The sequence below is a fragment of the Variovorax sp. Varisp41 genome, assembly GCF_047325085.1.
GTDB lineage: Bacteria > Pseudomonadota > Gammaproteobacteria > Burkholderiales > Burkholderiaceae_C > Variovorax.
The window spans coordinates 2181626-2203081 of the sequence record NZ_CP168540.1; the positions used below are offsets into that span (position 1 = coordinate 2181626).

The 21456-nt window shown below is 69.7% G+C and carries 20 protein-coding genes and 1 pseudogene; 11 read left to right on the top strand and 10 right to left on the bottom strand.

The genetic code is table 11. The features are described 5' to 3' along the window. The first annotated feature begins 75 nt into the window (after positions 1-75). The 3 genes from ACEN9J_RS10325 (at position 76) to ACEN9J_RS10335 (ending at position 3730) form a co-directional block, all read left to right on the top strand. Entirely contained in the window at positions 76-1200 is a 1125-nt protein-coding gene (locus ACEN9J_RS10325; RefSeq protein WP_413763987.1) for a TauD/TfdA family dioxygenase, read from the top strand. 56 nt (positions 1201-1256) lie between these two features. Then, positions 1257-2210 (top strand): tripartite tricarboxylate transporter substrate binding protein, encoded by a 954-nt coding sequence (locus ACEN9J_RS10330; RefSeq protein WP_261213718.1) that lies wholly within the window; start codon positions 1257-1259, stop codon positions 2208-2210. A 128-nt stretch (positions 2211-2338) separates the two neighbouring features. Continuing rightward, entirely contained in the window at positions 2339-3730 is a 1392-nt protein-coding gene (locus tag ACEN9J_RS10335; protein WP_261213721.1) for an MFS transporter, read from the top strand. Here ACEN9J_RS10335 and ACEN9J_RS10340 read toward each other — a convergent pair whose 3' ends face one another. Together ACEN9J_RS10340 and ACEN9J_RS10345 are read right to left on the bottom strand one after the other, a co-directional pair. Then, on the bottom strand, positions 3731-4837 hold the full coding sequence (locus ACEN9J_RS10340; RefSeq protein ID WP_172705637.1) for an ROK family protein: 1107 nt from the start codon (positions 4835-4837) through the stop codon (positions 3731-3733). Between the two features lie 87 nt (positions 4838-4924). Next, the gene (locus ACEN9J_RS10345; RefSeq protein WP_413763988.1) at positions 4925-5812 is read right to left on the bottom strand and encodes a LysR substrate-binding domain-containing protein; all 888 of its coding nucleotides are present in this window, start codon (positions 5810-5812) and stop codon (positions 4925-4927) included. Positions 5813-5915: 103 nt separating this feature from the next. Between ACEN9J_RS10345 and ACEN9J_RS10350 the strand changes: the two genes are divergently transcribed. Together ACEN9J_RS10350 and ACEN9J_RS10355 are read left to right on the top strand one after the other, a co-directional pair. Continuing rightward, a complete protein-coding gene (locus ACEN9J_RS10350; protein ID WP_057595691.1) occupies positions 5916-6215 on the top strand; it encodes a DUF6506 family protein in 300 nt (99 codons plus the stop codon). Positions 6216-6261: 46 nt separating this feature from the next. Next, positions 6262-7815, top strand: a complete 1554-nt coding sequence (locus tag ACEN9J_RS10355) for a glycine betaine ABC transporter substrate-binding protein (protein ID WP_413763989.1) — start codon at positions 6262-6264, stop codon at positions 7813-7815. Here ACEN9J_RS10355 and ACEN9J_RS10360 read toward each other — a convergent pair. Further along, positions 7805-8704: pseudogene (locus tag ACEN9J_RS10360) on the bottom strand (LysR family transcriptional regulator); the annotation flags it as partial. The gene ACEN9J_RS10355 and the pseudogene ACEN9J_RS10360 overlap by 11 nt on opposite strands. Positions 8705-8808: 104 nt before the next feature. On the opposite strand from ACEN9J_RS10360, the gene ACEN9J_RS10365 reads away from it, so the two are divergent. Beyond that, complete coding sequence (locus tag ACEN9J_RS10365) at positions 8809-10005, top strand: CynX/NimT family MFS transporter (protein WP_413763990.1); 1197 nt, start codon at positions 8809-8811, stop codon at positions 10003-10005. 144 nt (positions 10006-10149) lie between these two features. On the opposite strand, the gene ACEN9J_RS10370 is transcribed toward ACEN9J_RS10365, so the two are convergent. From ACEN9J_RS10370 to ACEN9J_RS10400, 7 genes are all read right to left on the bottom strand, one after another. Further along, entirely contained in the window at positions 10150-11586 is a 1437-nt protein-coding gene (locus ACEN9J_RS10370) for an aldehyde dehydrogenase family protein (RefSeq protein ID WP_208509185.1), read from the bottom strand. Positions 11587-11641: 55 nt separating this feature from the next. After that, the gene (gene gudD / locus ACEN9J_RS10375) at positions 11642-12988 is read right to left on the bottom strand and encodes a glucarate dehydratase (RefSeq protein ID WP_413763991.1); all 1347 of its coding nucleotides are present in this window, start codon (positions 12986-12988) and stop codon (positions 11642-11644) included. Positions 12989-13046: 58 nt separating this feature from the next. Continuing rightward, positions 13047-14024: a Bug family tripartite tricarboxylate transporter substrate binding protein gene (locus ACEN9J_RS10380; protein ID WP_413763992.1), complete on the bottom strand. Its 978-nt coding sequence runs from the start codon at positions 14022-14024 to the stop codon at positions 13047-13049. A 16-nt stretch (positions 14025-14040) separates the two neighbouring features. Beyond that, positions 14041-14496 carry a nuclear transport factor 2 family protein gene (locus ACEN9J_RS10385; RefSeq protein ID WP_057594496.1) on the bottom strand — a complete coding sequence of 152 codons (456 nt, stop codon included), beginning with the start codon at positions 14494-14496 and terminating at the stop codon, positions 14041-14043. Positions 14497-14547: 51 nt separating this feature from the next. Then, positions 14548-15459, bottom strand: coding sequence for a 5-dehydro-4-deoxyglucarate dehydratase (gene kdgD / locus ACEN9J_RS10390; protein WP_057594497.1), 912 nt, complete (start codon positions 15457-15459; stop codon positions 14548-14550). A gap of 55 nt (positions 15460-15514) precedes the next feature. Further along, on the bottom strand, positions 15515-16504 hold the full coding sequence (locus tag ACEN9J_RS10395) for a Bug family tripartite tricarboxylate transporter substrate binding protein (RefSeq protein WP_057594498.1): 990 nt from the start codon (positions 16502-16504) through the stop codon (positions 15515-15517). Between the two features lie 122 nt (positions 16505-16626). Next, the gene (locus ACEN9J_RS10400) at positions 16627-17457 is read right to left on the bottom strand and encodes a FadR/GntR family transcriptional regulator (RefSeq protein WP_057594531.1); all 831 of its coding nucleotides are present in this window, start codon (positions 17455-17457) and stop codon (positions 16627-16629) included. 114 nt (positions 17458-17571) lie between these two features. Here ACEN9J_RS10400 and ACEN9J_RS10405 point away from each other — a divergent pair, with 114 nt between their 5' ends. The 5 genes from ACEN9J_RS10405 to ACEN9J_RS10425 are packed head-to-tail and all read left to right on the top strand — an operon-like array spanning position 17572 to position 21448. Continuing rightward, on the top strand, positions 17572-18318 hold the full coding sequence (locus tag ACEN9J_RS10405; protein ID WP_057594499.1) for an amino acid ABC transporter permease: 747 nt from the start codon (positions 17572-17574) through the stop codon (positions 18316-18318). Positions 18319-18347: 29 nt separating this feature from the next. Next, positions 18348-18971 carry an amino acid ABC transporter permease gene (locus ACEN9J_RS10410; RefSeq protein WP_413764557.1) on the top strand — a complete coding sequence of 208 codons (624 nt, stop codon included), beginning with the start codon at positions 18348-18350 and terminating at the stop codon, positions 18969-18971. After that, positions 18955-19770 carry an amino acid ABC transporter ATP-binding protein gene (locus ACEN9J_RS10415; RefSeq protein ID WP_409976511.1) on the top strand — a complete coding sequence of 272 codons (816 nt, stop codon included), beginning with the start codon at positions 18955-18957 and terminating at the stop codon, positions 19768-19770. Before ACEN9J_RS10410 ends, ACEN9J_RS10415 begins: the two co-directional genes overlap by 17 nt. A gap of 57 nt (positions 19771-19827) precedes the next feature. Further along, positions 19828-20622: a transporter substrate-binding domain-containing protein gene (locus ACEN9J_RS10420; RefSeq protein ID WP_413763993.1), complete on the top strand. Its 795-nt coding sequence runs from the start codon at positions 19828-19830 to the stop codon at positions 20620-20622. 13 nt (positions 20623-20635) lie between these two features. Beyond that, positions 20636-21448 carry an NAD-dependent epimerase/dehydratase family protein gene (locus ACEN9J_RS10425; protein WP_413763994.1) on the top strand — a complete coding sequence of 271 codons (813 nt, stop codon included), beginning with the start codon at positions 20636-20638 and terminating at the stop codon, positions 21446-21448. Positions 21449-21456: the final 8 nt, after the last annotated feature.

Genomic DNA, 21456 nt, shown 5'->3' on the forward strand with positions numbered 1-21456 from the left:
CTTGAAATAGTGTCGCTTTTTCTTCGCATCGCGCGGTCCTAGACTTTTTGGCACGACACCCGAGGACCCGATCGAATGAACGACACGCAACCCGCCGCCCCCCTCGCCTGGACCGCCGAAGAGGTGCGCCAGGACAGTTCCTGGATCCAGCGCCTCAGCGAGACGGAGGTCGACGGCTTCCGCTCGGCGCTCAGGCATGCGGCCGCGCTCGGCAAGCCGCTGCTCTCGATGACGCAGGCCGACTTCCCGCTGCCCGCGGCCTCGCGCGAAGCGCTGGACCGTGCCATCGCGACCACGCAGGGCCGCTGGGGCATGTGCCTGCTCAAGGGCTTCCCGGTCGACGAATGGAGCGAGGACGAAACGCGCACCGCCTACTGGGGCATGAGCCTGCACATGGGCGTCGGCCGCACGCAGAACCGCGCCAGCCAGGTCATGAACGACGTGCGCGACGAGGGCGGCGACTACAAGGTCAAGGGCGGGCGCGGCTACAACACCAGCGCCGGCCTCGACTTCCACCAGGACTCGTGCGACGTGGTGGGCCTGCTGTGCCGGCGCACGGCCAAGAGCGGCGGCACCAGCAAGGTCATCAGCTCGATCCGGCTGCGCGACGAGGTGCAGCGGCTGCGCCCCGACCTGATCCCGGTGCTGCAGCAGCCCTTCTTCCACAGCTACCAGGGCACGCAGGACCCGTCGCAGCCGCCGTTCTACCGCTGCCCGATCTTCGGCAGCGACCCGCTGCATTTCGCCGCGCGCACCAACCGCAAGAACACCGACGCGGCGCAGCGCGACTTCCCCGAGGTGCCGCGCCTCACGCCGCAGCAGGTGGAGGCCCTCGACCTGCTCGACGCGCTGATGCCGAGCCCGCTGCTGTGCTACTCCATGACGCTGGAGCGCGGCGACATGCAGCTGCTCAACAACTACGTGACCCTGCATTCGCGCACGCCCTTCGAGGACTTCGAGGCGCCCGACGACAAGCGCCACCTGCTGCGCCTGTGGCTCGCGATCCCTTCGTCGCAACCGCTGCCCGCTGCCTTCGAGGAGTATTACGGCGACGTGCGCGCGGGCGCGGTGCGCGGCGGCGTGCGCGGCAGCGCGATCACGTCCGAGTTCCTGGCCTACGAGCAGCGGCAGGCTCAGGCCCTGAACATGCGGCTCGAGCCCTGGCGGGCTAAGCGACTGGCGGCGGACGCCCTGGCCTGAACCGCGCGCCGGCACCGGCCGGCCCGCCCCCCGATGACAACGAAAGAGAGACAAGCATGCTTCGACGCAGATTCATCGCCGCGGGCGCCAGCGCCTCGGCCCTCGCGAGCTTCGGCGTTCGCGCGCAGCAGGTCACGCGCCTGCTCGTGGGCGCGACGCCCGGCGGCGGCACCGACATCGTGGCGCGCGCGCTGGCGCAGGAGCTCACCACGCGCCTGGGCCACCAGTTCATCGTCGAGAACCGCCCGGGCGCGGCCGGCAACATCGCGGCGCTGGCCGTGGCCAAGGCGCCCACCGACGGCAGCACGCTGCTGCTGAGCTACACCAGCCACGCCATCAATGCCTCGCTGTATCCGAACCTCCCCTTCGATCCGCAGAAGGACTTCACGCCGCTCGCGGGCATCGCCAGCCTGCCGGCCATCCTGATCGCGCGGCCCACGCTCCCGGCCAACGACGTGCGCGAGCTGATCGCGCTGGCCAGGCGCGAGCCCGGCAAGCTCAACGTGGCGATCGCGGGCTTGGGCAGCGCCAACCACCTGGCGGGCGAGATGCTCAAGCGCGACGCGGGCATCGACATCGTGGGCGTGCCCTACAAGGGCACCGGGCCGGCCATCGCCGACGTGGTGGCGGGACAGATCGACCTGGCCTTCGCGGGCGTGGCCACGGTGCAGCAGCTCGTGAAGGCAAAGCGCCTCAAGGCCCTGGGCGTGACGAGCGAGAAGCGCCTGGCTGCCTTTCCCGAGGTGCCGGCCGTGGCGGAAGTGCTGCCCGGCTATGCGTACAGCTCGTGGTATGGCCTCTTCGGGCCGGCGCAGATGCCCGCGCCGCTGGTGGCGCGCATCGCCGACGCCGCGCGCGCCGCGCTGGGCTCCGAGCTCATGCGCGAGCGCTTCAGGGACGAGGGCCTGGTGCCGATGGGCACCGGCCCCGACGAGTTCGGCGCCTTCGTGCGCAGCGAGATCGTGCGCTGGGGCAAGGTGGTGGCGGCCACGGGCGCCAAGCCCGAGTGAGCAGCGGGCGGGCCGGGGAGGCTCGCGCCGCGCTTCCCCGAGCGCCGGCAAGGGTTTCCACTTAGGACTAGCCTTCGCGTCTCCCCACGGCGTCGCCGGACGCCGCAGCCCTCTTTCTTCCGCGAGCGATGGCCTCCCTGTTTTCCCGTCAAGAGATCCATGCGATCGGCCCGGGCCTGCCGGCCCACGAACGCTTCGGCGCGCTGCTCGCCATCATGCTGGGCGTGTGCGTGGCCAGCCTCGACACCGCGATCGCCAACACCGCCCTGCCCACCATCGCCAACGAACTGCGCGTGAGCGAGGCCGCCTCGACCTGGGTCGTCAGCGGCTACCAGCTCGCGATGGTCGCCGCGCTGCTGCCGGCCGCCGCGCTCGGCGACGTGCTCGGCCACCGGCGCGTGTTCCTCTGGGGCCTGGTGCTGTTCACCGTGTCCTCGCTGGGCTGCGGCCTGGCCGACTCGCTGCCCGCGCTGGTCGGCTGGCGCCTGGTGCAGGGCCTGGGCGCGGCCGGCGTGATGGGCATCAACGGCGCGCTGGTGCGCGTCGTCTACCCCTCGGGCATGCTGGGCCGCGGCCTGGGCCTGAACGCGCTCGTCGTGGGCCTGGCCTTCGCGGGCGGGCCCACGGCCGCATCGCTGGTGCTGCTGCTGGGCTCGTGGCATTGGCTGTTCCTCATCAACGTGCCGATCTGCGCCGTGGCGGTGTTCTACGGGCTGCGCTTCCTGCCGGCCACCGAGCGCCACAGCCACGGCTTCGACGGCCTGGCCGCGCTGCTGTGCGCCGCCGCGCTGGCGCTGCTGGCTTCCACGCTCACCGAGGCCGCGCACCAGGCCACCGTCGAGTCGGTGATCGTGCAGGCCGTGCTGGGCTTCGTACTGCTGGCCTGGCTGCTCAAGCGCCAGTCCGGACATCCGGCGCCGATCCTGGCCATGGACCTGCTGCGCAATCCCGTGTTCGCGCTGTCGGCCGCAACGGCCGTGTGCTCGTTCGCCGCGCAGGCGCTGGCCTTCATCTCGCTGCCCTTCCTGCTGCAGTCGCTGCTGGGCTATTCGCAGGTCGAGACCGGCTTCCTCATCACGCCATGGCCGCTGGTGGTGGCCGCGATGGCGCCTCTGGCCGGGCGCCTGTCGGACCGCTACGAGCCGGGCCTGCTCTGCGGCATCGGGCTCGCGCTGCTGGCGCTGGGCCTGCTGTCGCTGGCGCTGCTGCCGCCGCATCCCACGGTGGCCGGCATCGTCTGGCGCATGGCGCTGTGCGGCGCGGGCTTCGGCTTCTTCCAGTCGCCGAACCTGCGCGCCATCATGGGCTCGGCACCGGCCTCGCGCAGCGGCGGTGCCAGCGGCATGGTGGGCACGGTGCGCCTGCTGGGCCAGTCCTCGGGCGCGGCGCTGGTGGCGGCCTGCTTCCACGTGTCGAGCACGAATGGCGCGGTGTACGCGCTGTGGCTGGGTGCCGCGTGCGCGGCGAGCGCCGCCGTGTTCAGCTTCCTTCGGCTAAGACGGCGGGCGCTGGCGGTCTAGTCACTTGCGGTTCGTGAAGCTGGCATTGCCCAGCCCGGTGCCGATGGTGAGCACCGCCCAGTGGCCGACATCGCGCATGAACGGCAGTTCGCTCAGGCCCTGCACCACCGCGTCGTTGTGCATCAGCACCAGCGTCGGGCCCGAGCCGATCATCGGCATGCGGCGCCACAGCGCGCTCGGCAGGTGAAAGTTCTCGCTCTCCCAGTCGCCCGGCAGGTTCTGCGCGCCGCGCGCGATCGAGCCGTCCTTGCGGATCAGGCCGGGGCAGGCGATGCCGATGAAGGGCGCGAGCCGGATCTTCTTGCGCTCGGCGTAACGCACCATGTCCTCGAGCATGCCGGCCACGTGCTCGACGAAGTTGGTGCGGCTGGGCTTCTCGTCGGCATGGCGCCACTTCTCGCGCCGCACCACCTTCGCGAGCGAGAAGTCGCGCGCCTTGCGGTGGCGCGTCTTCACGATGCCGCAGCGCACGTTGGTGCCGCCGATGTCGATCGCGAGGATCGCATCGTGCTTCTTGAGCATCTCGGGCGGCGTCAGGTGCACCCAGCCGATCAGCCCGCCGTCGTCGACCTCGTGCGAGAGCCGGCCGAGCTGCACGTGCACGCCCATCTCCTCGAGGATGGCGCCGGCCTCGAGGATCGCGCGCTCGCCGGCCTCGCTCTCGGGAAAGCCGCCGCCCACCACGATGCGCTCGACCTTCTCCCATGAAGGCTGGTGCAGGAAGCGCTGGATCACGGCCGCGAGCTCCTGCGCGAACTCGCCGATCGCGCTGTGCATCACGTTGGCCGCGTCGCTGACCTTCTGGCCGCGCAGCAGCCGGTCGAGCTCCTTCTTGCTCATGTCGCGCGAATGCCGCAGGCCCAGCGGATCGGTGCCGTCGCTGCGGTGCTTGCGGCGCCAGCGCTCGAGCAGCGCGCGGAATGCGGTCTGGCTCGCCTGGTCGCCGACGAAGCCCTCGTTGTCGCGCAACTGCAGGCTGTAGCCGTCGACCTGCAGCTTGGGCAGCTCGCGCAGGCCGTGGACGTCGGGACCGGGCAGGTCGATCTTGGGAGACTGGCGGGGCTTGGTCGTGGTCTTGGAAGACTTCTTGGCGGGCTTGGGATTCATGGCTTTCGACTATGCGGCGCGGCGCGTCCCGAGCGCATCGGCTTCGCGCACCACGGCGTGTAGGAGACGGGCGGGTACGACCTCGGCTCAGACGGCGGGCAGCGCCGCCAGCAGGCGCTCGGCGAGCGCGCCCGGCACCTTTCGCGTCACCGCATGCACCTCGAGCTCGAGCGCAAAGCCGCGCGGCAGCTCGGCCCAGGCCACGCCCGAGGGCGCCAGCCGCTTCAGCCCGGACTGCACGATCGCCAGCCCGAGCCCGCAGGCCACCAGCTCGAGCACGGTGGAAGGCTCGGCCGCCTCGTGGCGGATGGCGGGCGTGAAGCCCGCGCGCCGGCAGGCCTCGAGCATCTGCGCGCGCCCCTCGGGCGTGGCCTGGCGCGGCAGGAAGACGAAGGGCGCGCCATCGAGCGCCCTGGCGCCGGCACGCCGGCCGGTGGCCAATGCATGGTCGGCGGGCAGCGCCAGCAGATAGGGTTCGCGCGAAACGCGCCGGCTCGCGAGCGCATCGTCCGACGCGGGCGGTGCCCGGTGCGCGAAGCCGATGTCGATGCGGCCGTCGCGCAGCGCCTCGAACTGCGCCGCGGACCGCGCGGCCAGCAATTGCACCTCGGTGGCCGGCGACTGCCGCCGCAGCGCGCGCAGGGCCTTGCGCAACACGCCCGCATGCAGCGCGCTCTCGACATGGCCGATGGCCACGCTGCCGGCCCGGCCCGCGGCCTCCTCGCGCACGCGGGATTCGAGCCGCGCCGAGGCGGACAGCAGCAGCCGGCACTCCTCGAGGAAGCGCTGCCCCGCCTGCGTGAGCTTGAGCCGTTTGCCGCTGCGCGCGAACAGCGCCAGGCCCAGCCGTTCCTCGAGCGCGATGACCTGCCGGCTCAGCGGCGACTGCGAGATGTGCAGGCGCTCGGAGGCGCGCGCGATGCTCTGCGTCTCGGCGACCGCGACGAAATAGTGGAGCTGCTGCAGATCGAGCATGTCGGACCTTTTCTGTCTCATTCATTGCCGAAACGGACGTGGACGAGCATAGACCGAGGCGCGACCATGGCGGCCATTCACCACCCGTCCCTGGAGCAAATACATGGCACTCACCCGATTCGGATTCATCGTCACCGGCCACGGGCTCGACCCCGCGCGCGACCGCAGCGTGCTGTCCGCCTCGCACTTCCACATGATCACCATCGGCGTGGCGAGCGCGGCCCAGGGCCCGCAGGCCGCGCGCGAGCTGCTGGCGCAGGGCGTGCAGCTCATCGAGCTCTGCGGCGGCTTCGGCCCCGTGGGCACGGCGGCGGTGCTCGCGGCCGTCGATGGCGCGGTGCCGGTCGGCTCGGTGGGCTATGGCCCCGAATCGATCGCGGGGCTGGCACGGCTGTTCGCCTGAGTGCCCCGGGTGGCCGCGCGCCACGCATGCCGATACACTGGTCCGGATGCAATCGCCCCGCCGCCACCTCTGGCGCGCCATCCTGCTGTTCTCGCTGGCCTGGCTCGGTGTCGCGGCATCCGCGCAGACCACCGACGACGGCACGCTGCGCGTCGGCTCGAAGCGCTTCACCGAGTCCTACATCCTGGCCGAGCTGCTCGCGCAGACCGCCGCGCCGCACCTCGCGAACAAGCCGGTGGTGCGCCAGGGCCTGGGCAACACGGCCATCGTCTACGAGGCGCTGCGTTCGGGCGCGATCGACCTCTATGCCGAATACACCGGCACCATCGCGCTGGAAATCCTGAAAGGCTCGCCCGCGGCCACGCGCGCGCAGATGAACGAGGCGCTCGCGCCGCTGGGCCTGGGCGTGGCGATACCGCTGGGCTTCAACGACGGCTATGCGCTCGCGGTGCGCGCGGCCGATGCCGACCGGCTCGGGCTGCGCAACCTCGGCGACCTCGCCAAGCATCCCGAGCTGAAGCTCGGCCTGTCGAACGAATTCATCGGCCGCGCCGACGGCTGGAAGGGCCTGGCCGCGCGCTACGGCTTCACGCAGACGCCCACCGGTCTCGACCACGGCCTGGCCTACGACGCGATCGGCGCGAAGCAGGTCGACGTGATCGACATCTACACCACCGACGCCAAGATCGACCACCTGGGCCTGCGCGTGCTCGAGGACGATCGCCAGTACTTCCCGCGCTACGACGCGGTGGTGCTCTACAAGCTCGACCTGCCGCAGCGCCTGCCGCAGGCCTGGGCCGCGCTGCAGAAGCTCGAGGGCCGCGTCGACGAGCACGCGATGATCGCGATGAACGCGCGCGCCGAGCTGCAGAGCGTGCCCTTCGACACCATCGCGCGCGACTTCCTCGCGAGCGCCGGCAAGGACGGCGCGACGCCGCAGGACACGCGGCGCGGCTTCACGGCCAAGCTCTTCGGCCCCGACCTCTGGCAGCTCGCGCGCCAGCACCTGCTGCTGGTGGCGCTGTCGGTGGGCGTGGCCATCCTGGTCGGCGTGCCGATCGCGATCCTGGTGTTTCCGCACCTGCGGCTGCGTGCCCTGGTGCTGGGCGTCGCGAGCCTGATGCAGACCGTGCCCTCGCTGGCGCTGCTCGCGGTGCTGATCTCGATGCTCGGCGCCATCGGCACCCTGCCCGCGCTGATCGCGCTCACGCTCTATTCGCTGCTGCCGATCATGCGCAACACCGTGACCGGCCTGGCCGAGGTGCCCAACGGCCTGCGGCTGGCCGGCACCGCGCTCGGCATGACCTCGAAGCAGAGCCTGCGGCTGGTGCTGCTGCCGCTGGCGCTGCCCACGCTGCTCGCGGGCGTGCGCACCGCCACCGCCATCGCGATCGGCACCGCGACCATCGCGGCCTTCATCGGCGCGGGCGGCTTCGGCGAACGCATCGTGACCGGGCTGGCGCTCAACGACCGCGAGCTGCTCGTGGCGGGCGCGCTGCCGGCGGCGGCGCTGGCGCTGCTGAGCGAGGGCGTGTTCGAGCTGGTGGAGTTCTGGCTGCGCCGGCGCCGCCGCGCGCCGCCGGCATCGACAGTGCCTTGAGGCCCTCGCGCAGCAGCCGCGCGCCCACGCCCAGCGGCTTGTCGGCGCGGTGGCAGAAGTAGGCGCGGTGGCCGGTCTCGCCGTCCACGCCGAGCCGGCCCACCGGCAACTGCACCAGCGTGCCGGCCGCGATGTCGGCCGCCACCAGCCATGACGGCATCTTTCCCCAGCCGAGTCCGGCGCGCAGCAGCGCGAGCTTGATCTGCATGTCGCCCGCGCGCCAGGTGGTGGGCGAGAGCACGTCGAAGTCCTGGCCCGCGCTGAGCGCGCTCGCATCCTCCACCACGATCTGCAGATGCCGCGCGGCCGCGTCGTCGAGCGAGCCGCGGGCCTTCTTCTTCGCGAGCATCGCCAGCGGATGCGCGGCGGCCGCCACCGCCACCATCGACAGCGGCATCAGGAACTCGCGCGCGATGCGCTCGTCGAGCTGCGAGAAGGCCGAGATCGCGATGTCGCAGCGGCCGCTGTGCAGCGCCTCGACCGGCGCGCCCATCGAACCGTACTCGATGCGCATCGCGATGCCCGGATGCACCGCGTGAACGCCGCGGATGGCGGCCGCCACGAGGTCGATCGGGAACAGCGTGTCGACCGCGATCGACAGGCCGAGTTCGATGCCCTGCTCGATCCCCTGCGCGCGGGCCCGCAAGGCATCGACCTTCGCGAGGATCTGCCGCACGTCGCCCAGCAGCGCCTGGCCCGCGGGCGTGAGCACCGGCTTGTGGCCCGAGCGATCGAACAGCCGCACCTGCAGCTGCTCTTCGAGGTTGGCGACGGCCTGGCTCACGGCCGACTGCACGCGGTGCAGCCGGTCCGCGCCCGCGCGGAAGCTTCCGGCCTCGGCCACCACCGCGAACATCTGCATCTGGGACAGCGTGAGCGCATCCAGCATGGGCTTCTCCTTCTTCGGGCAATGCGAATCGATCGGTTCGATCGATGAAGTCGACCGATATTATTTGCTTTCATCGATCGGGCTCGAAGGCCAGACTGGCGCTCATGCACTCCACGTCCGCGCCGCTGCCCTCCTCCGCCGCCACCACCGCCTGGACCGGCGTCGCCCTGGTCGTCGCCGCGGGCGTGATCGCCGCGCTGCAGGTCGGCAAGGTCGCGATCGCGGTGCCGCAATTGCGCGAGGACTTCGGGCTCGGCCTGTCGGCGATCGGCTGGCTGATGGCGGTGTTCTCGCTGCTCGGCGTGCTCGGCGCGATTCCGGTCGGCGCCTGGATCGCGCGCGCGGGCGACCGTCGGCTGCTCGCGGCCGGCCTGCTGGCGCTGGCCTTCGGCAGCACCATCGGCGCCCTGGCCGGCGGCCTGGCCGCGCTGCTGTTCGCGCGCGTGATCGAGGGTCTGGGCTTCCTGCTGATCGTGATCGCCGGGCCCGCGCTGCTGCAGCGCATCGTCGCGCCCGCGGCCAAGGACCTGGCCTTCGCGATCTGGAGCTGCTTCATGCCGGTCGGCATCGCGATCGCGTTCTTCGTCGGCTCGGTGCTCGAGGGCTGGCGCGGCTTCTGGCTCGCGAACGGCCTGCTCGCGCTGGTGCTGCTGGCGCTGGTGCTGGCGGCCGTGCCGCGCCCGGAGCGCGAGGCGCGCCGGCTGTCGTGGCGCGACATCGCCGGCGACACCACCCGCACGCTCGCGGCGCCCGCGCCGCTGCGGCTCGCGCTGTCCTTCGCGATCTACAGCCTGCAGTTCTTCGCGCTGTTCAACTTCCTGCCGGTGCTGCTGATCGAGCGCATGGGCGCGAGCGTGGCCACGGCCGGGCTGCTGAGCGCGCTGGCCTGCCTCGCGAACGTGGGCGGCAACCTCGCGGCCGGCCTGCTGCTGTCGCGCGGCACGCCGCGCTGGCTGCTGGTGGCGGTCGCGACCGCCACCATGGGCATCGCCGCGCTCGGCATCTTCCTGCCGCTCTTGGCGGCGCCGCCGACCTTCGTGTTGTGCCTGCTGTTCTCGGGCGCCGGCGGGCTGCTGCCCGCGACCCTGCTGGCCTCGACAGAACGGGCCGCGCCGGAATCGCGGCTCGCGCCGCTCACGGTCGGCCTGCTGATGACGGGCAACAACGTCGGCCAGATGATCGGCCCGGTGCTGGTCGGCGGCGCGGTCGAGGCGCTGGGCTGGCCGGCCGCCGCCGCGATCGTGGCGCTCGCGAGCGTGGCGGGGCTGGGGGTAGCGCTGGGACTGCGCGGGTTGCGCTGAAAACGGGAGCGGACAGCCGAACGCAGAAGGAAGCCCAAAGAAACGCAGAAGTCGCAGAAAAAACCTTTGGGGTTTCTCTTCTGCGACTTCTGCGTAACCTTCGCGACCTCTGCGTTCGGCTGCCCGATCCCGCCTTCGACGGCCTCAAGCCAGCGTGTAGGCCGTCTTCACCGTGGTGAAGAACTCCTGCGCATAGCGCCCCTGCTCACGCGGACCGTAGCTCGAACCCTTGCGCCCGCCGAAGGGCACGTGGTAGTCCACGCCCGCGGTCGGCAGGTTCACCATCACCATGCCGGCCTGGCTGTGGCGCTTGAAGTGCGTGGCGTACTTCAACGAGGTGGTCGCGATGCCGGCCGACAGGCCGAACTCGGTGTCGTTGGCCGTGGCCAGCGCCTCCTCGTAGTTCTTCACGCGGATCACGCTCGCGACCGGGCCGAAGATCTCTTCCTTGTTGATGCGCATGGCCGCGGCCGACTCGCTGAACAGCGCGGGCGACATGTAGTAGCCGTCGGTCTCGAGCTTCAGCCGTTCGCCGCCGGCGGCCAGCACCGCGCCCTCGGCCTTGCCGATGTCGACGTACTCCAGGTCCTGCTCGAGCTGCGACTTCGAGGACACCGGGCCCACGTCGGTGCCCTGCGCGAGCGCGTCGCCGACCTTGATCTTGGCCATGCGTTCCTTCATCGCCGCGATGAACTTCGGGTAGATGCCTTCGGTGACGATCAGCCGGCTCGAAGCCGTGCAGCGCTGGCCGGTCGAATAGAAGGCACTCTGCGTGCTCAGTTCCACCGCCTGCGCGAGGTCGGCATCGTCGAGCACCACCTGCGGGTTCTTGCCGCCCATCTCGAGCTGCACCTTCTTGCCGTTCTTCACGCACTGCACCGCGATGTTGCGGCCCACGCCCACCGAGCCGGTGAAGCTGATCGCATGGATGCCCGGGTGGTTGACCAGCGCATCGCCGATCACGCTGCCGCGGCCCATCACGAGGTTGAACACGCCGGCCGGAATGCCCGAGCGGCTGATGATCTCGGCCAGCGCCCAGGCGCAGCCCGGCACCAGGTCGGCGGGCTTGAGCACCACGCAGTTGCCGAACGCGAGCGCGGGCGCGATCTTCCAGGCGGGAATGGCGATCGGGAAGTTCCACGGCGTGATCAGGCCGACCACGCCCACGGGTTCGCGCGTGATCTCCACGCCGATGTTGGGCCGCACCGAGGGCAGCAGCTCGCCCGACAGGCGCAGGCACTCGCCCGCGAAGAACTTGAAGATCTGGCCAGCGCGCGTGGCCTCGCCGATGCCTTCGGCCTTGGTCTTGCCTTCCTCGCGCGCGAGCAGCGTGCCGAGTTCCTCCTTGCGCGCGAGGATCTCGTTGCCGATCTTGTCGAGCGCGTCGGAGCGTGCCTGCACGCTGCCCGTGGCCCAGGCCGGGAAGGCGGCGGTGGCGGCGGCCACGGCCGCCTCGACATGGCTCGCGTCGCCCTGCGTGTAGTGGCCCAGCACGTCGCCGAGGTTGCTGGGGTTGACGTTGGGGCTGTAGCTCGCGCCGGCGCGCCATTCGCCGCCGATCAGGTTGTCGTGGTTCTGCATGGAATGCATCCTTGTTGCTGCGTAAAGAACGGAATGAGGGGTGAGACCGGCGGTCTCAGCGGACCATGCAGGGCCGCTTGTTGTCGAAGCGCCAGTTGGGGATCAGGTACTGCATCGCCTGCGCATCATCGCGCGCGCCCAGGCCATGCTTCAAGTAGAGGTCATGAGCTTTTTTGACTTCGTCCATGTCGAGCTCCACGCCGAGGCCGCCGCGCGTGGGCACCTTCACGAAGCCGCCCTCGATGCGCAGCGGCGCCTTCGTCAGGCGCTGGCCGTCCTGCCAGATCCAGTGCGTGTCGATGGCCGTGACCTTGCCCGGCGCGGCCGCCGCCACGTGCGTGAACATGGCGAGCGACACATCGAAGTGGTTGTTCGAATGCGAGCCCCAGGTCAGGCCCCAGGCCTGGCACAGCTGGGCCACGCGCACCGAACCGGCCAGGGTCCAGAAGTGCGGGTCGGCCAGCGGGATGTCGACCGACTGCAGCGACAGGCTGTGGACCATCTCGCGCCAGTCGGTGGCGACCATGTTGGTGGCCGTGGGCAGGCCGGTGGCGCGGCGGAACTCGGCCATCACCTCGCGGCCCGAGAACACGCCCTCGGCGCCGCACGGGTCCTCGGCATAGGCCATCACGCCATGCAGGTCGCGGCACAGCCGCACCGCGTCGGCCAGCAGCCAGCCGCCGTTGGGATCGAGCGTGACGCGCGCCTGCGGAAAGCGTTCGTGCAGCGCGCGGATCGCCTCCACCTCCTCCTCGCCGCGCAGCACGCCGCCCTTGAGCTTGAAGTCGGTGAAGCCGTAGCGCGCATGCGCGGCCTCGGCCAGGTGCACGATGGCCTCGGGGGTCATGGCCTCCTCGTGGCGCAGGCGGAACCAGTCGTTATCGGCGCCGGGGTCGCTGTCGTAGGGCAGGTCGGTCTTCGCGCGGTCGCCGACGTAGAACAGGTAGCCGAGCATCTGCACCGCGTCGCGCTGCTGGCCCTCGCCGAGCAGCGCCGCCACCGGCACCCCGAGGAACTGGCCCAGCAGGTCGAGCAGCGCGGCCTCGACGGCCGTGACCGCATGGATGGTCACGCGCAGGTCGAAGGTCTGCAGGCCGCGCCCGCCGCTGTCGCGCGCGGCGAACTCGCGGCGCATGGCGTTGAGCACGGCGTTGTGGTTGCCGATGGGCTGGCCCACGACCAGGGCACGCGCGTCCTCGAGCGTCTGGCGGATCTTCTCGCCGCCTGGCACCTCGCCCACGCCGGTGCGCCCGGCGCTGTCGGTGAGGATCAGCAGGTTGCGCGTGAAGAAGGGGCCGTGCGCGCCGCTGAGGTTCATCAGCATGCTGTCGCGGCCCGCGACCGGGATCACCTGCATCTCGGTGACAACGGGGGTGGAGGAACGGGAGTCCGGGAGCGTCATGGCTTTGGCGTCGGTTCTGAAGGCTGCGGGCCCGCGGGGCCCTTGTCGATCGGCGTGATCAATCGGCGGTGATGTGGCGGGTTTCGATCAGGGTCTTCCAGCGCGTCCATTCGCGCGCCTGAAAGGCGGTGAATTCCTCGGGCGTGCTCGCGACGATCTCGAGGCCCTGCTCGAGCATGCGCTTCCTGGTCTCGGGATCCTGCATCGCGGCCACCACGGCATCGGCCAGCTTCTTCTTCGTGGCCGGCGGCAGTCCGCGCGGCGCGGCCACGCCCTGCCACGAATAGACCTCGGCGCCCTTCACGCCGGCCTCGGCCAGCGTGGGCACCTCGGGCAGCACGGGCGAGCGCTTGTCGCCGGTGACGGCAATGGCGCGCAGCTTGCCGGCACGGATGTGCGGCAGCACGGCATTGACGTTCTGGAACGAGAAGTCGACCTGGTTGCCGAGCAGGTCGTTGACCGCCGGCGCGCCGCCCTTGTAGGGCACGTGCACGCCCTCGGTCTTCGTCTGCTGCCAGAACAGCTCGGCCGACAGGTGATCGGACGATCCGTTGCCCGAGCTCGCGAACGAGACCTTGCCCGGCGTCTTGCGCAGCAGCGCGAGCACCTCGGCTACGGTCTTCTCGGGCCGCGCGACATTGGCCACCAGCACGTTGGGCGCCTGCACCGGCACGCTGATGTAGTCGAAGTCCTTGGTCGCGTCGTAGGGCACGCTCTTCTGCAGGTGCGGCGTGACGACGAAGGCGCCGAGCGAGGACACCAGCAGGGTGTAGCCGTCGGGCGCCGCGCGCTTGACGAAGCCGGTGCCGATGGTGCCGGTGGCACCGGGCCGGTTGTCGACCACGAAGCTGCCGCCGAGCTTCGCCTGCAGCTGCAGCGCCAGCGCGCGCGCCACCATGTCGGTGGAGCCGCCCGCGGGGAACGGCACGATGACGGTCACGGGCTTCTGCAATGGCCAGTCGCCTTGTGCGAAGGTGGCCATCGGCAGCCAGGCCGCGGCGGCCAGGCCGGCCGCGAGCAATGCTCTGCGCTTCATGCGTGTCTGCCCCGGATCAGGAGGCGCGCACGGCCTGGCGCGCGAGCAGCTTCCAGTTGCCGCCCTGCTTCTGCCACACGCCGAGGATCTTCAGCGCCACCTTGCCGGGCTTGCCCGAGTCGTTGGTGTCGGCGGCCAGCGCATGGCGCACGATGGCGGTGCGGGCATCGACCACCTTCACGGTCTGCTCGGTGATGGTGATGGTCACGAAGTCGGACTTGCCGTCGAGCAGGTCGGCAATGAAGCTTTCCTTGGTGTCGACCTTGCCGCCCGAATGGCCGTAGCTGAGCTCGTCGGCTACCAGCGCCGACAGCGCGGGACGGGTCGGGTCGACCATCGCGATGCGCAGGCGCTCGGCGGCCGCGGCCACGTCGGCCGCATCGGAGGCGCTGCCGCCACCCGTGGGCATGACATTGGCGCAACCCGAGAACAGCGCCGCGGCGGCGGCAACGAGGAACAGTTTCTTCAGCATGTCGTCATCTCCGGTGTTTTGTATTTGCTTCTCTTTCGACAGCGGCGCCGCTTACTGCGGACCCAGCTTCTCGATCAGCGCGGCGAGCTGCGCGACCTCGTCGGGCTTGAGGTCGGTCAGCGGCGCGCGCACCGGGCCGGCGTCATGGCCGACGATCCTGGCGCCGGCCTTGACGATGCTCACGGCATAGCCCGGCACGCGGTTGCGCAGCTCGAGGTAGGGCATGAAGAAGTCCTTCAGCAGGCGGTGCTGGGTCGGCAGGTCGTCGTTGGCGACGGCGTTGTAGAAGTCCATCGCGGTCTTCGGGATGAAGTTGAAGACGGCCGACGAATACACCGGCGTGCCCATGGCCTTGTAGGCCGCGGCATAGACCTCGGCCGTGGGCAGGCCGCCCAGGTAGGCGAAGCGGTCGCCCATCTTCTGGTAGATGGCGACCATCGCCTCGATGTCGCCCACGCCGTCCTTGAAGCCCACCAGGTTCGGGTTGCGTTCGGCCAGGCGCGCCAGCGTGTCGGGCTTGAGGCGGCTGGTGGCGCGGTTGTAGACGATCACGCCGAACTTCACGCTCCTGCACACGGCCTCGACGTGCGCGGCGATGCCGTCCTGGCCGGCTTCGGTCAGGTAGTGCGGCAGCAGCAGGATGCCGTGCGCGCCGGCCTTCTCGGCCGCCTGCGCGCACTGGATCGCGAAGCGCGTGGGGCCGCCTGCGCCCGCGATGATCGGCACCTTGCCGCGGCAGGTGTCGACCGCGGTCTGGATGATGCCGGGGTACTCCTCGCCGGTCAGCGAGAAGAACTCGCCCGTGCCGCCGGCCGCGAACAGCGCGCTGGCGCCATAGGGCGCGAGCCATTCGAGGCGCTCGATGTAGCCCTTCTGGTCGAAGTCGCCGTTGGCATCGAAGTCGGTCAGCGGGAACGAGAGCAGGCCGGAGCCCATGATGTTTTTGAGTTCTTGCGGGTTCATCGAAGAAAACGTCCAGTGAAAGAAATGAAGAAAGGGTTGGAAGCGGCGAGCGCGTTCAGTCGAGCTTGATGCTGGCGTCGGCCACCACCTTGGCCCAGCGCGCGCGCTCCTTGTCGAAGAAGCGCTCCTCCTCGGCCGGGGTCATGGTCACCACCTCGGCGCCCTGCCCCGCGAGCCGCGAGCGGATGTCGGCCGTGCGGATGACGGCAATCAGTTCCTTGTTGAGGCGCTGCACGATGGCCTCGGGCGTGCCGCGCGCGACGCGCACGCCCTGCCAGGTGCCCGATTCGTAGCCGGGCACGCCCTGCTCGGCGATGGTCGGCACGTCGCCGATCAGCGGCATGCGCGTGGCCTTGGACACGCCCAGCACCTTGAGGCGGCCGCCCTGCACCTGCGGCAGGGTGGCGAGCATGCCGTTCATCAGCACCTGGGTCTGGCCCGAGACGGTGTCCTGCACCGCCTGCACGCCGCCCTTGTAGGGCACGTAGGTCCACTTGGCACCGCTCGCGCGCTCGAGCGCCACGCCGGCCAGGTGCGGTGCGCTGCCGGTGGCGGTCACGGCGAAATTCAGTTCGGAGGTCTTCGACAGCGCGACCAGTTCCTTGAGGTTGTTGGCCTTCACCGACGGATGCACCACCAGCAGGTGCGGCGAATAGGCCAGCATGGTCACGCCGCGCAGGTCCTTCGACGGATCGAAGGACAGCCTGGTGTAGACCGAGGGGCTGATCGCCAGCGCGCCCACGTCGCACAGCAGCAGCGTGTAGCCGTCGGGCGCGGACTTGGCGACGAAGTCGGCGCCCAGATTGCCGTTGGCGCCGGGCTTGTTCTCGACGATCACCGGTTGCTTCAGCGCTTCCGACAAGGGCTGGCTGATGGCGCGCGCGATGATGTCCGACGAACCGCCGGGCGGGTACGGCACCACGATGCGCAGCGGCTTCGCGGGCCAGCCGGCGGTGCCGGCCTGGGCCAGGGCGAACCCCGGCAGGCTTGCGGCCAACGTCGTGGCCAGTGCGGCGCTGAGCGCGCCGCGGCGTTTGATGGTCATCCTCTGCCTCCAGTTGTCTCGATGGTCGATGCCTCGCTCGTTGATCTTGCGAGTTATCAGTCATCGTACAACTAGAAAAACAAGTTGTCCAGCATCACGAACGCCAAAAGGCGTTCGCGGGGCTAGTTATCGGAGGACTTGGCCGCTTCGGCCTTCTTCTGCGCCGCTTCCTGCGCCATGCGCAGCCGTTCGCGGCTGTTGGTCAGGTGGATGCGCATCGCGGCGCGGGCCGACTCGGGGTCGCGCCGCGCGATCGCCGCATAGATCTCTTCATGCTCGCGGTTGACGCGGCTGAGGTAGGCCCCGCCCTCCTGGTGGCGGATCGCGCTGATGCGGGTGCGCGGGATGATCGTCGTGCCCAGGTGCCGCATGATGTCGGCGAAATAGGGGTTGCCGGTCGACTGGGCGATCTGCAGGTGGAAGCGGAAGTCGGGCGCCACGGTGTCGCCCGAGACGGTCACGTTGTGCTCGAAATCGTCGAGCGCCTGGCGCATCGCGACCAGTTGCTCCTCGGTGCGGCGGCTCGCGGCCAGCCCAGCGGATTCGGTCTCGAGGCTGATGCGCAGCTCGAGCACGGCCAGCACGTCGACCGAGGTCGCGATCTCGCCCGGCTCGAGCCGGAACACCCCGCCCGGGCGCGGCTGCAGCACGAAGGTGCCGACGCCGTGCAAGGTCTCCACCAGCCCGCCGGCCTGCAGCTTCGACAGCGCCTCGCGCACCACGGTGCGGCTCACGCCATAGGCCTGCATGATGGCCGACTCGGTCGGCAGCTTGTCTCCCGGCCGCAGCGCCTGGCTGCGGATCTTCTCGCCCAGGTCTTCCACCAGGCCGTGCGCCAGTCCGCGCGCGCGCTGGCGCGGCCGCCCCACGAAGGCGCTGCCGCCCTTCGCGGCGGAGGCGCCGGTTTCCGGCGCATCGGAAACCAAGGGATTACCCGCAGTCGTCTGGTCCATGCCCACGATCATAATCTCCCGTCAGTTGTACGACAACAGATAACCTATCACTCAAAAACTGTCCAAGCGCCTTTTTCGCACCGCCGCGGGTGGTGTTCCGGAAGCGGCTTTCGCATGAAGTATTCGCTCGATTTCTCTCCGCTGGCATCGTACTGGCCCGTGTTCGTCAACGGGGCATGGCTGACCCTGAAGATGACCGCGCTGGCCGTGCTGATCGGCGTGTGCGTGGGCACGCTGGTGGCTTTCGCCAAGCGCAGCCGCATCCGGCCCCTGTCGCGCGCCTGCTCGATCTACATCGAGGTGGTGCGCAACACGCCGTTCCTGGTCCAGATCTTCCTTTTGTATTTCGGCCTCGCGAGCTTCGGCCTGCGCATGCCGACCTTCGCGGCCGCGGTGCTGGCGATGGTGATCAACATCGCGGCCTACGCGGCCGAGATCATCCGCGCCGGCCTCGAGTCGGTGCCGCGCGGGCAGATCGAGGCGGCCGAGTGCCTGGGCCTGTCGAAGTGGCGCATCGGCTGGCACGTGATGCTGCAGCCCTCGATCGAGAAGGTCTACCCCGCCCTCACGAGCCAGTTCCTGCTGATGATGCAGGCCTCGGCGATGGCCTCGCAGATCTCGGCCGAGGAGCTCACGGCGATCGCCAACACCGTGCAGTCCGACACCTTCCGCTCGCTCGAGACCTACATCGTGGTCGCGGCGCTCTACCTGGTGCTGTCGCTTCTCATCAAGCTCGTGACCTGGGCGCTCGGCGAGTACATGTTCCGCCGCCGCCGCGTGGTGCGCCGCGCGGCCGCGCAGGCCGGCAAGGCGCAGCCGGCCGCAGCGGCCGCCGTTGCGATCCATGGGGGTGCAGCGTGAGCATCGGCCACTTCACCTTCACGCACCTGATGTACCTGGTGCAGTCCATCGGCTGGACCCTGGTGCTCTCGGCCATCGCCCTCGCGCTCGGCGCCATCGGCGGCTTCGGCCTGATGCTCGCGCGCATCTCGCCGCGGCCCTGGCTGCGCTGGCTCGCGCTGGTCTACATCGAGTGCATCCAGGGCATCCCGCTGCTGATCCTCTTGTTCATCGTCTACTTCGGCCTCTCGGTCTACGGCCTCGCGCTGCCCTCGCTGATCGCGGCCGGCATCGCGATGATGATCTACGTCAGCGCCTACCTCGGCGACATCTGGCGCGGCTGCGTCGAGGCCATGCCCAAGCCGCAGTGGGAAGCCTCCGAATGCCTGGCCTTCACGCGCTGGCAGACCTTGCGCCTGGTGATCATCCCGCAGGCGGTGCGCCTGTCGCTGCCGCCCACGGTCGGCTTCCTGGTGCAGATCATCAAGATGACCTCGCTGGCCTCGGTGATCGGCTTCGTCGAGCTCACGCGCGCCGGCCAGATCATCAACAACACCATCTTCCAGCCCTTCCTGGTGTTCCTCCTGGTCGGCGCTTTCTATTTCGCCCTGTGTTATCCGCTGTCGCGCTGGAGCGAAGCGATGGAGAAGAAGCTCAATGTCGCCAATCGTTGAATCCCTGCGCACCCCCTACATGGACGCCAGCGTCGGCACGGCCGGCGGCGGTGCCGCGCAGGTCCCGGGCGCCGCGCCCATCGTGCGCCTGGACCAGGTCTACAAGAGCTTCGGCGCGAACCAGGTGCTCAAGGGCGTCTCGTTCGAGGTCGCCAAGGGCGAGATGATCGCCATCATCGGCGCCAGCGGCTCGGGCAAGAGCACGGCGCTGCGCTGCATCGACCGGCTCGAGGTGATCGACCGCGGCAGCATCGAGGTCTGCGGCATCCGCGTCGACGATCCCGCGGTCGACCTCAAGCGCCTGCGGCTCGAGGTCGGCATCGTGTTCCAGAGCTACAACCTGTTCCCCCATCTCACGGTGCAGGAGAACATCATGCTGGCGCTGCGCCACGTGAAGAAGCTCTCGCGCGGCGAGGCCGCCGAGGTCGCGATCCGCGTGCTCGACCAGGTGGGCCTCAAGCAGAAGGCCGACGCCTATCCCGAGCAGCTCTCGGGCGGCCAGCAGCAGCGCGTGGCCATCGCGCGCTCGCTCGCGATGTCGCCCAAGGTCATGCTGTTCGACGAGGTGACCTCGGCGCTCGACCCCCAGCTCACCGGCGAGGTGCTGCGCGTGATGGAGGACCTCGCGGCCGGCGGCATGACCATGCTGCTGGTGACGCACGAGATGGCCTTCGCCAAGCGCGTGGCCGACCGGATCATCTACATGCACCAGGGCACCGTGTGGGAGACCGGCCCGGGCGAGATGCTCGACGCGCCGCGCACGCCGGAGCTGCATGCCTTCCTGAACAACGGGCTGTAAACAGGCAGCCCGGGTCTTTCTCTTTACTCCCATACCAAACCACACCAGGAGATATTCATGAAACTCGGCAAAGCCTTCACCCGCAGCTGCATCGCGCTGGCCCTCGTGGCCGGCGTGGCACAGGCCGCCATGGCCGACCAGCTCGACGACATCAGAAAGGCCGGCAAGATCCGCGTCGCGATCGCCATGGGCACGCCGCTGTTCAGCTTCGCCGACGCCAACCTGCAGCCCACCGGCTCCGACGTCGACACCGCCGCGCAACTGGCCAAGGACCTGGGCGTGAAGCTCGAGATCGTCTCGGTCACCAACGCCGCGCGCGTGCCCACGCTGCAGGCGCAGCGCGCCGACATCGTGGTGGCCGACCTGTCGATCACGCCCGAGCGCGAGAAGGTGGTCGACTTCTCGACGCCCTACGCCGTCATCAGCATCATCGTGGGCGGCCCCAGGAGCATCAAGGTCACGGACTACGCCGACCTCAACGGCAAGCGCATCGGCCTGACACGTGCCACCGTCAACGACACGCTGACCACCCAGCAGGCCAAGGGGGCCGAGATCGTGCGCTACGAGGACGACGCCACGCTGATCACCTCGATGGTCACGGGCCAGATCGACCTGTTCTCGAGCACGCCCTCGAACCTCAGCGAAATGATCAAGCAGGCCCCGGCCAAGAACCTCGAGCTGAAGTTCTCGCAGAAGGACTTCGACCTGGGTATCGCGCTCAACAAGGAGCAGCCCAAGCTCAAGGAGTGGATCAACAACTGGGTCGTGACGAACCAGAAGAACGGCAAGCTCAACGCGATCTACAAGAAGTACCACGGCCGCGACCTGCCCGAGCGCATCACCAAGCTGTAAGGACGAGCGACGGATGGAATCGAACAAGAAACTCAACCGGCTGCTGTTGACCGGCGCCGCTGGCGGCCTCGGCAAGGTGCTGCGCGAACGGCTCAAGCCTTACGCGGGCGTGCTGCGCGTGTCCGACATCGCGGCGCTCGCGCCGGCCGCCGACGCGAGCGAGGAAGTGGTGCCCTGCGACCTCGCGGACAAGGCCGCGGTGCATGCGCTGGTCGAGGGCTGCGATGCCATCGTCCACCTGGGTGGCGTGTCGGTCGAGCGGCCGTTCGAGGAGATCCTCGAGGCCAACATCAAGGGCATCTTCAACGTCTACGAGGCCGCGCGCCGCCACGGCGTGAAGCGCGTGGTGTTCGCGAGCTCGAACCACGTGATCGGCTTCTACCGGCAGGACGAACGCATCGACGCCCATGCCGCGCGCCGGCCCGACGGCTACTACGGCCTGTCGAAGTCCTTCGGCGAGGACATGGCGCAGTTCTACTTCGACCGCTGGGGCATCGAGACCGTGAGCATCCGCATCGGCTCCTCGTTCCCCGAGCCGGCGAACCGCCGCATGATGAGCACCTGGCTCAGCTACCGCGACCTCACCACGCTGATCGAGAAGTCGCTGTTCACGCCCGGCGTGAAGCACACGGTGGTCTACGGCATGTCGGCCAACCGCGACGTGTGGTGGGACAACAGCGCGGCCGCGCACCTGGGCTTCGTGCCGCAGGACGGCTCCGAGGTGTTCCGCGACAAGATCGAGCAGCAGCCGCCGGTGGCCCCCACCGATCCCAACGCGATCTACCAGGGCGGTGCCTTCACGGCGCAGGGCCCGTTCGGCGATTGAGCGGCACG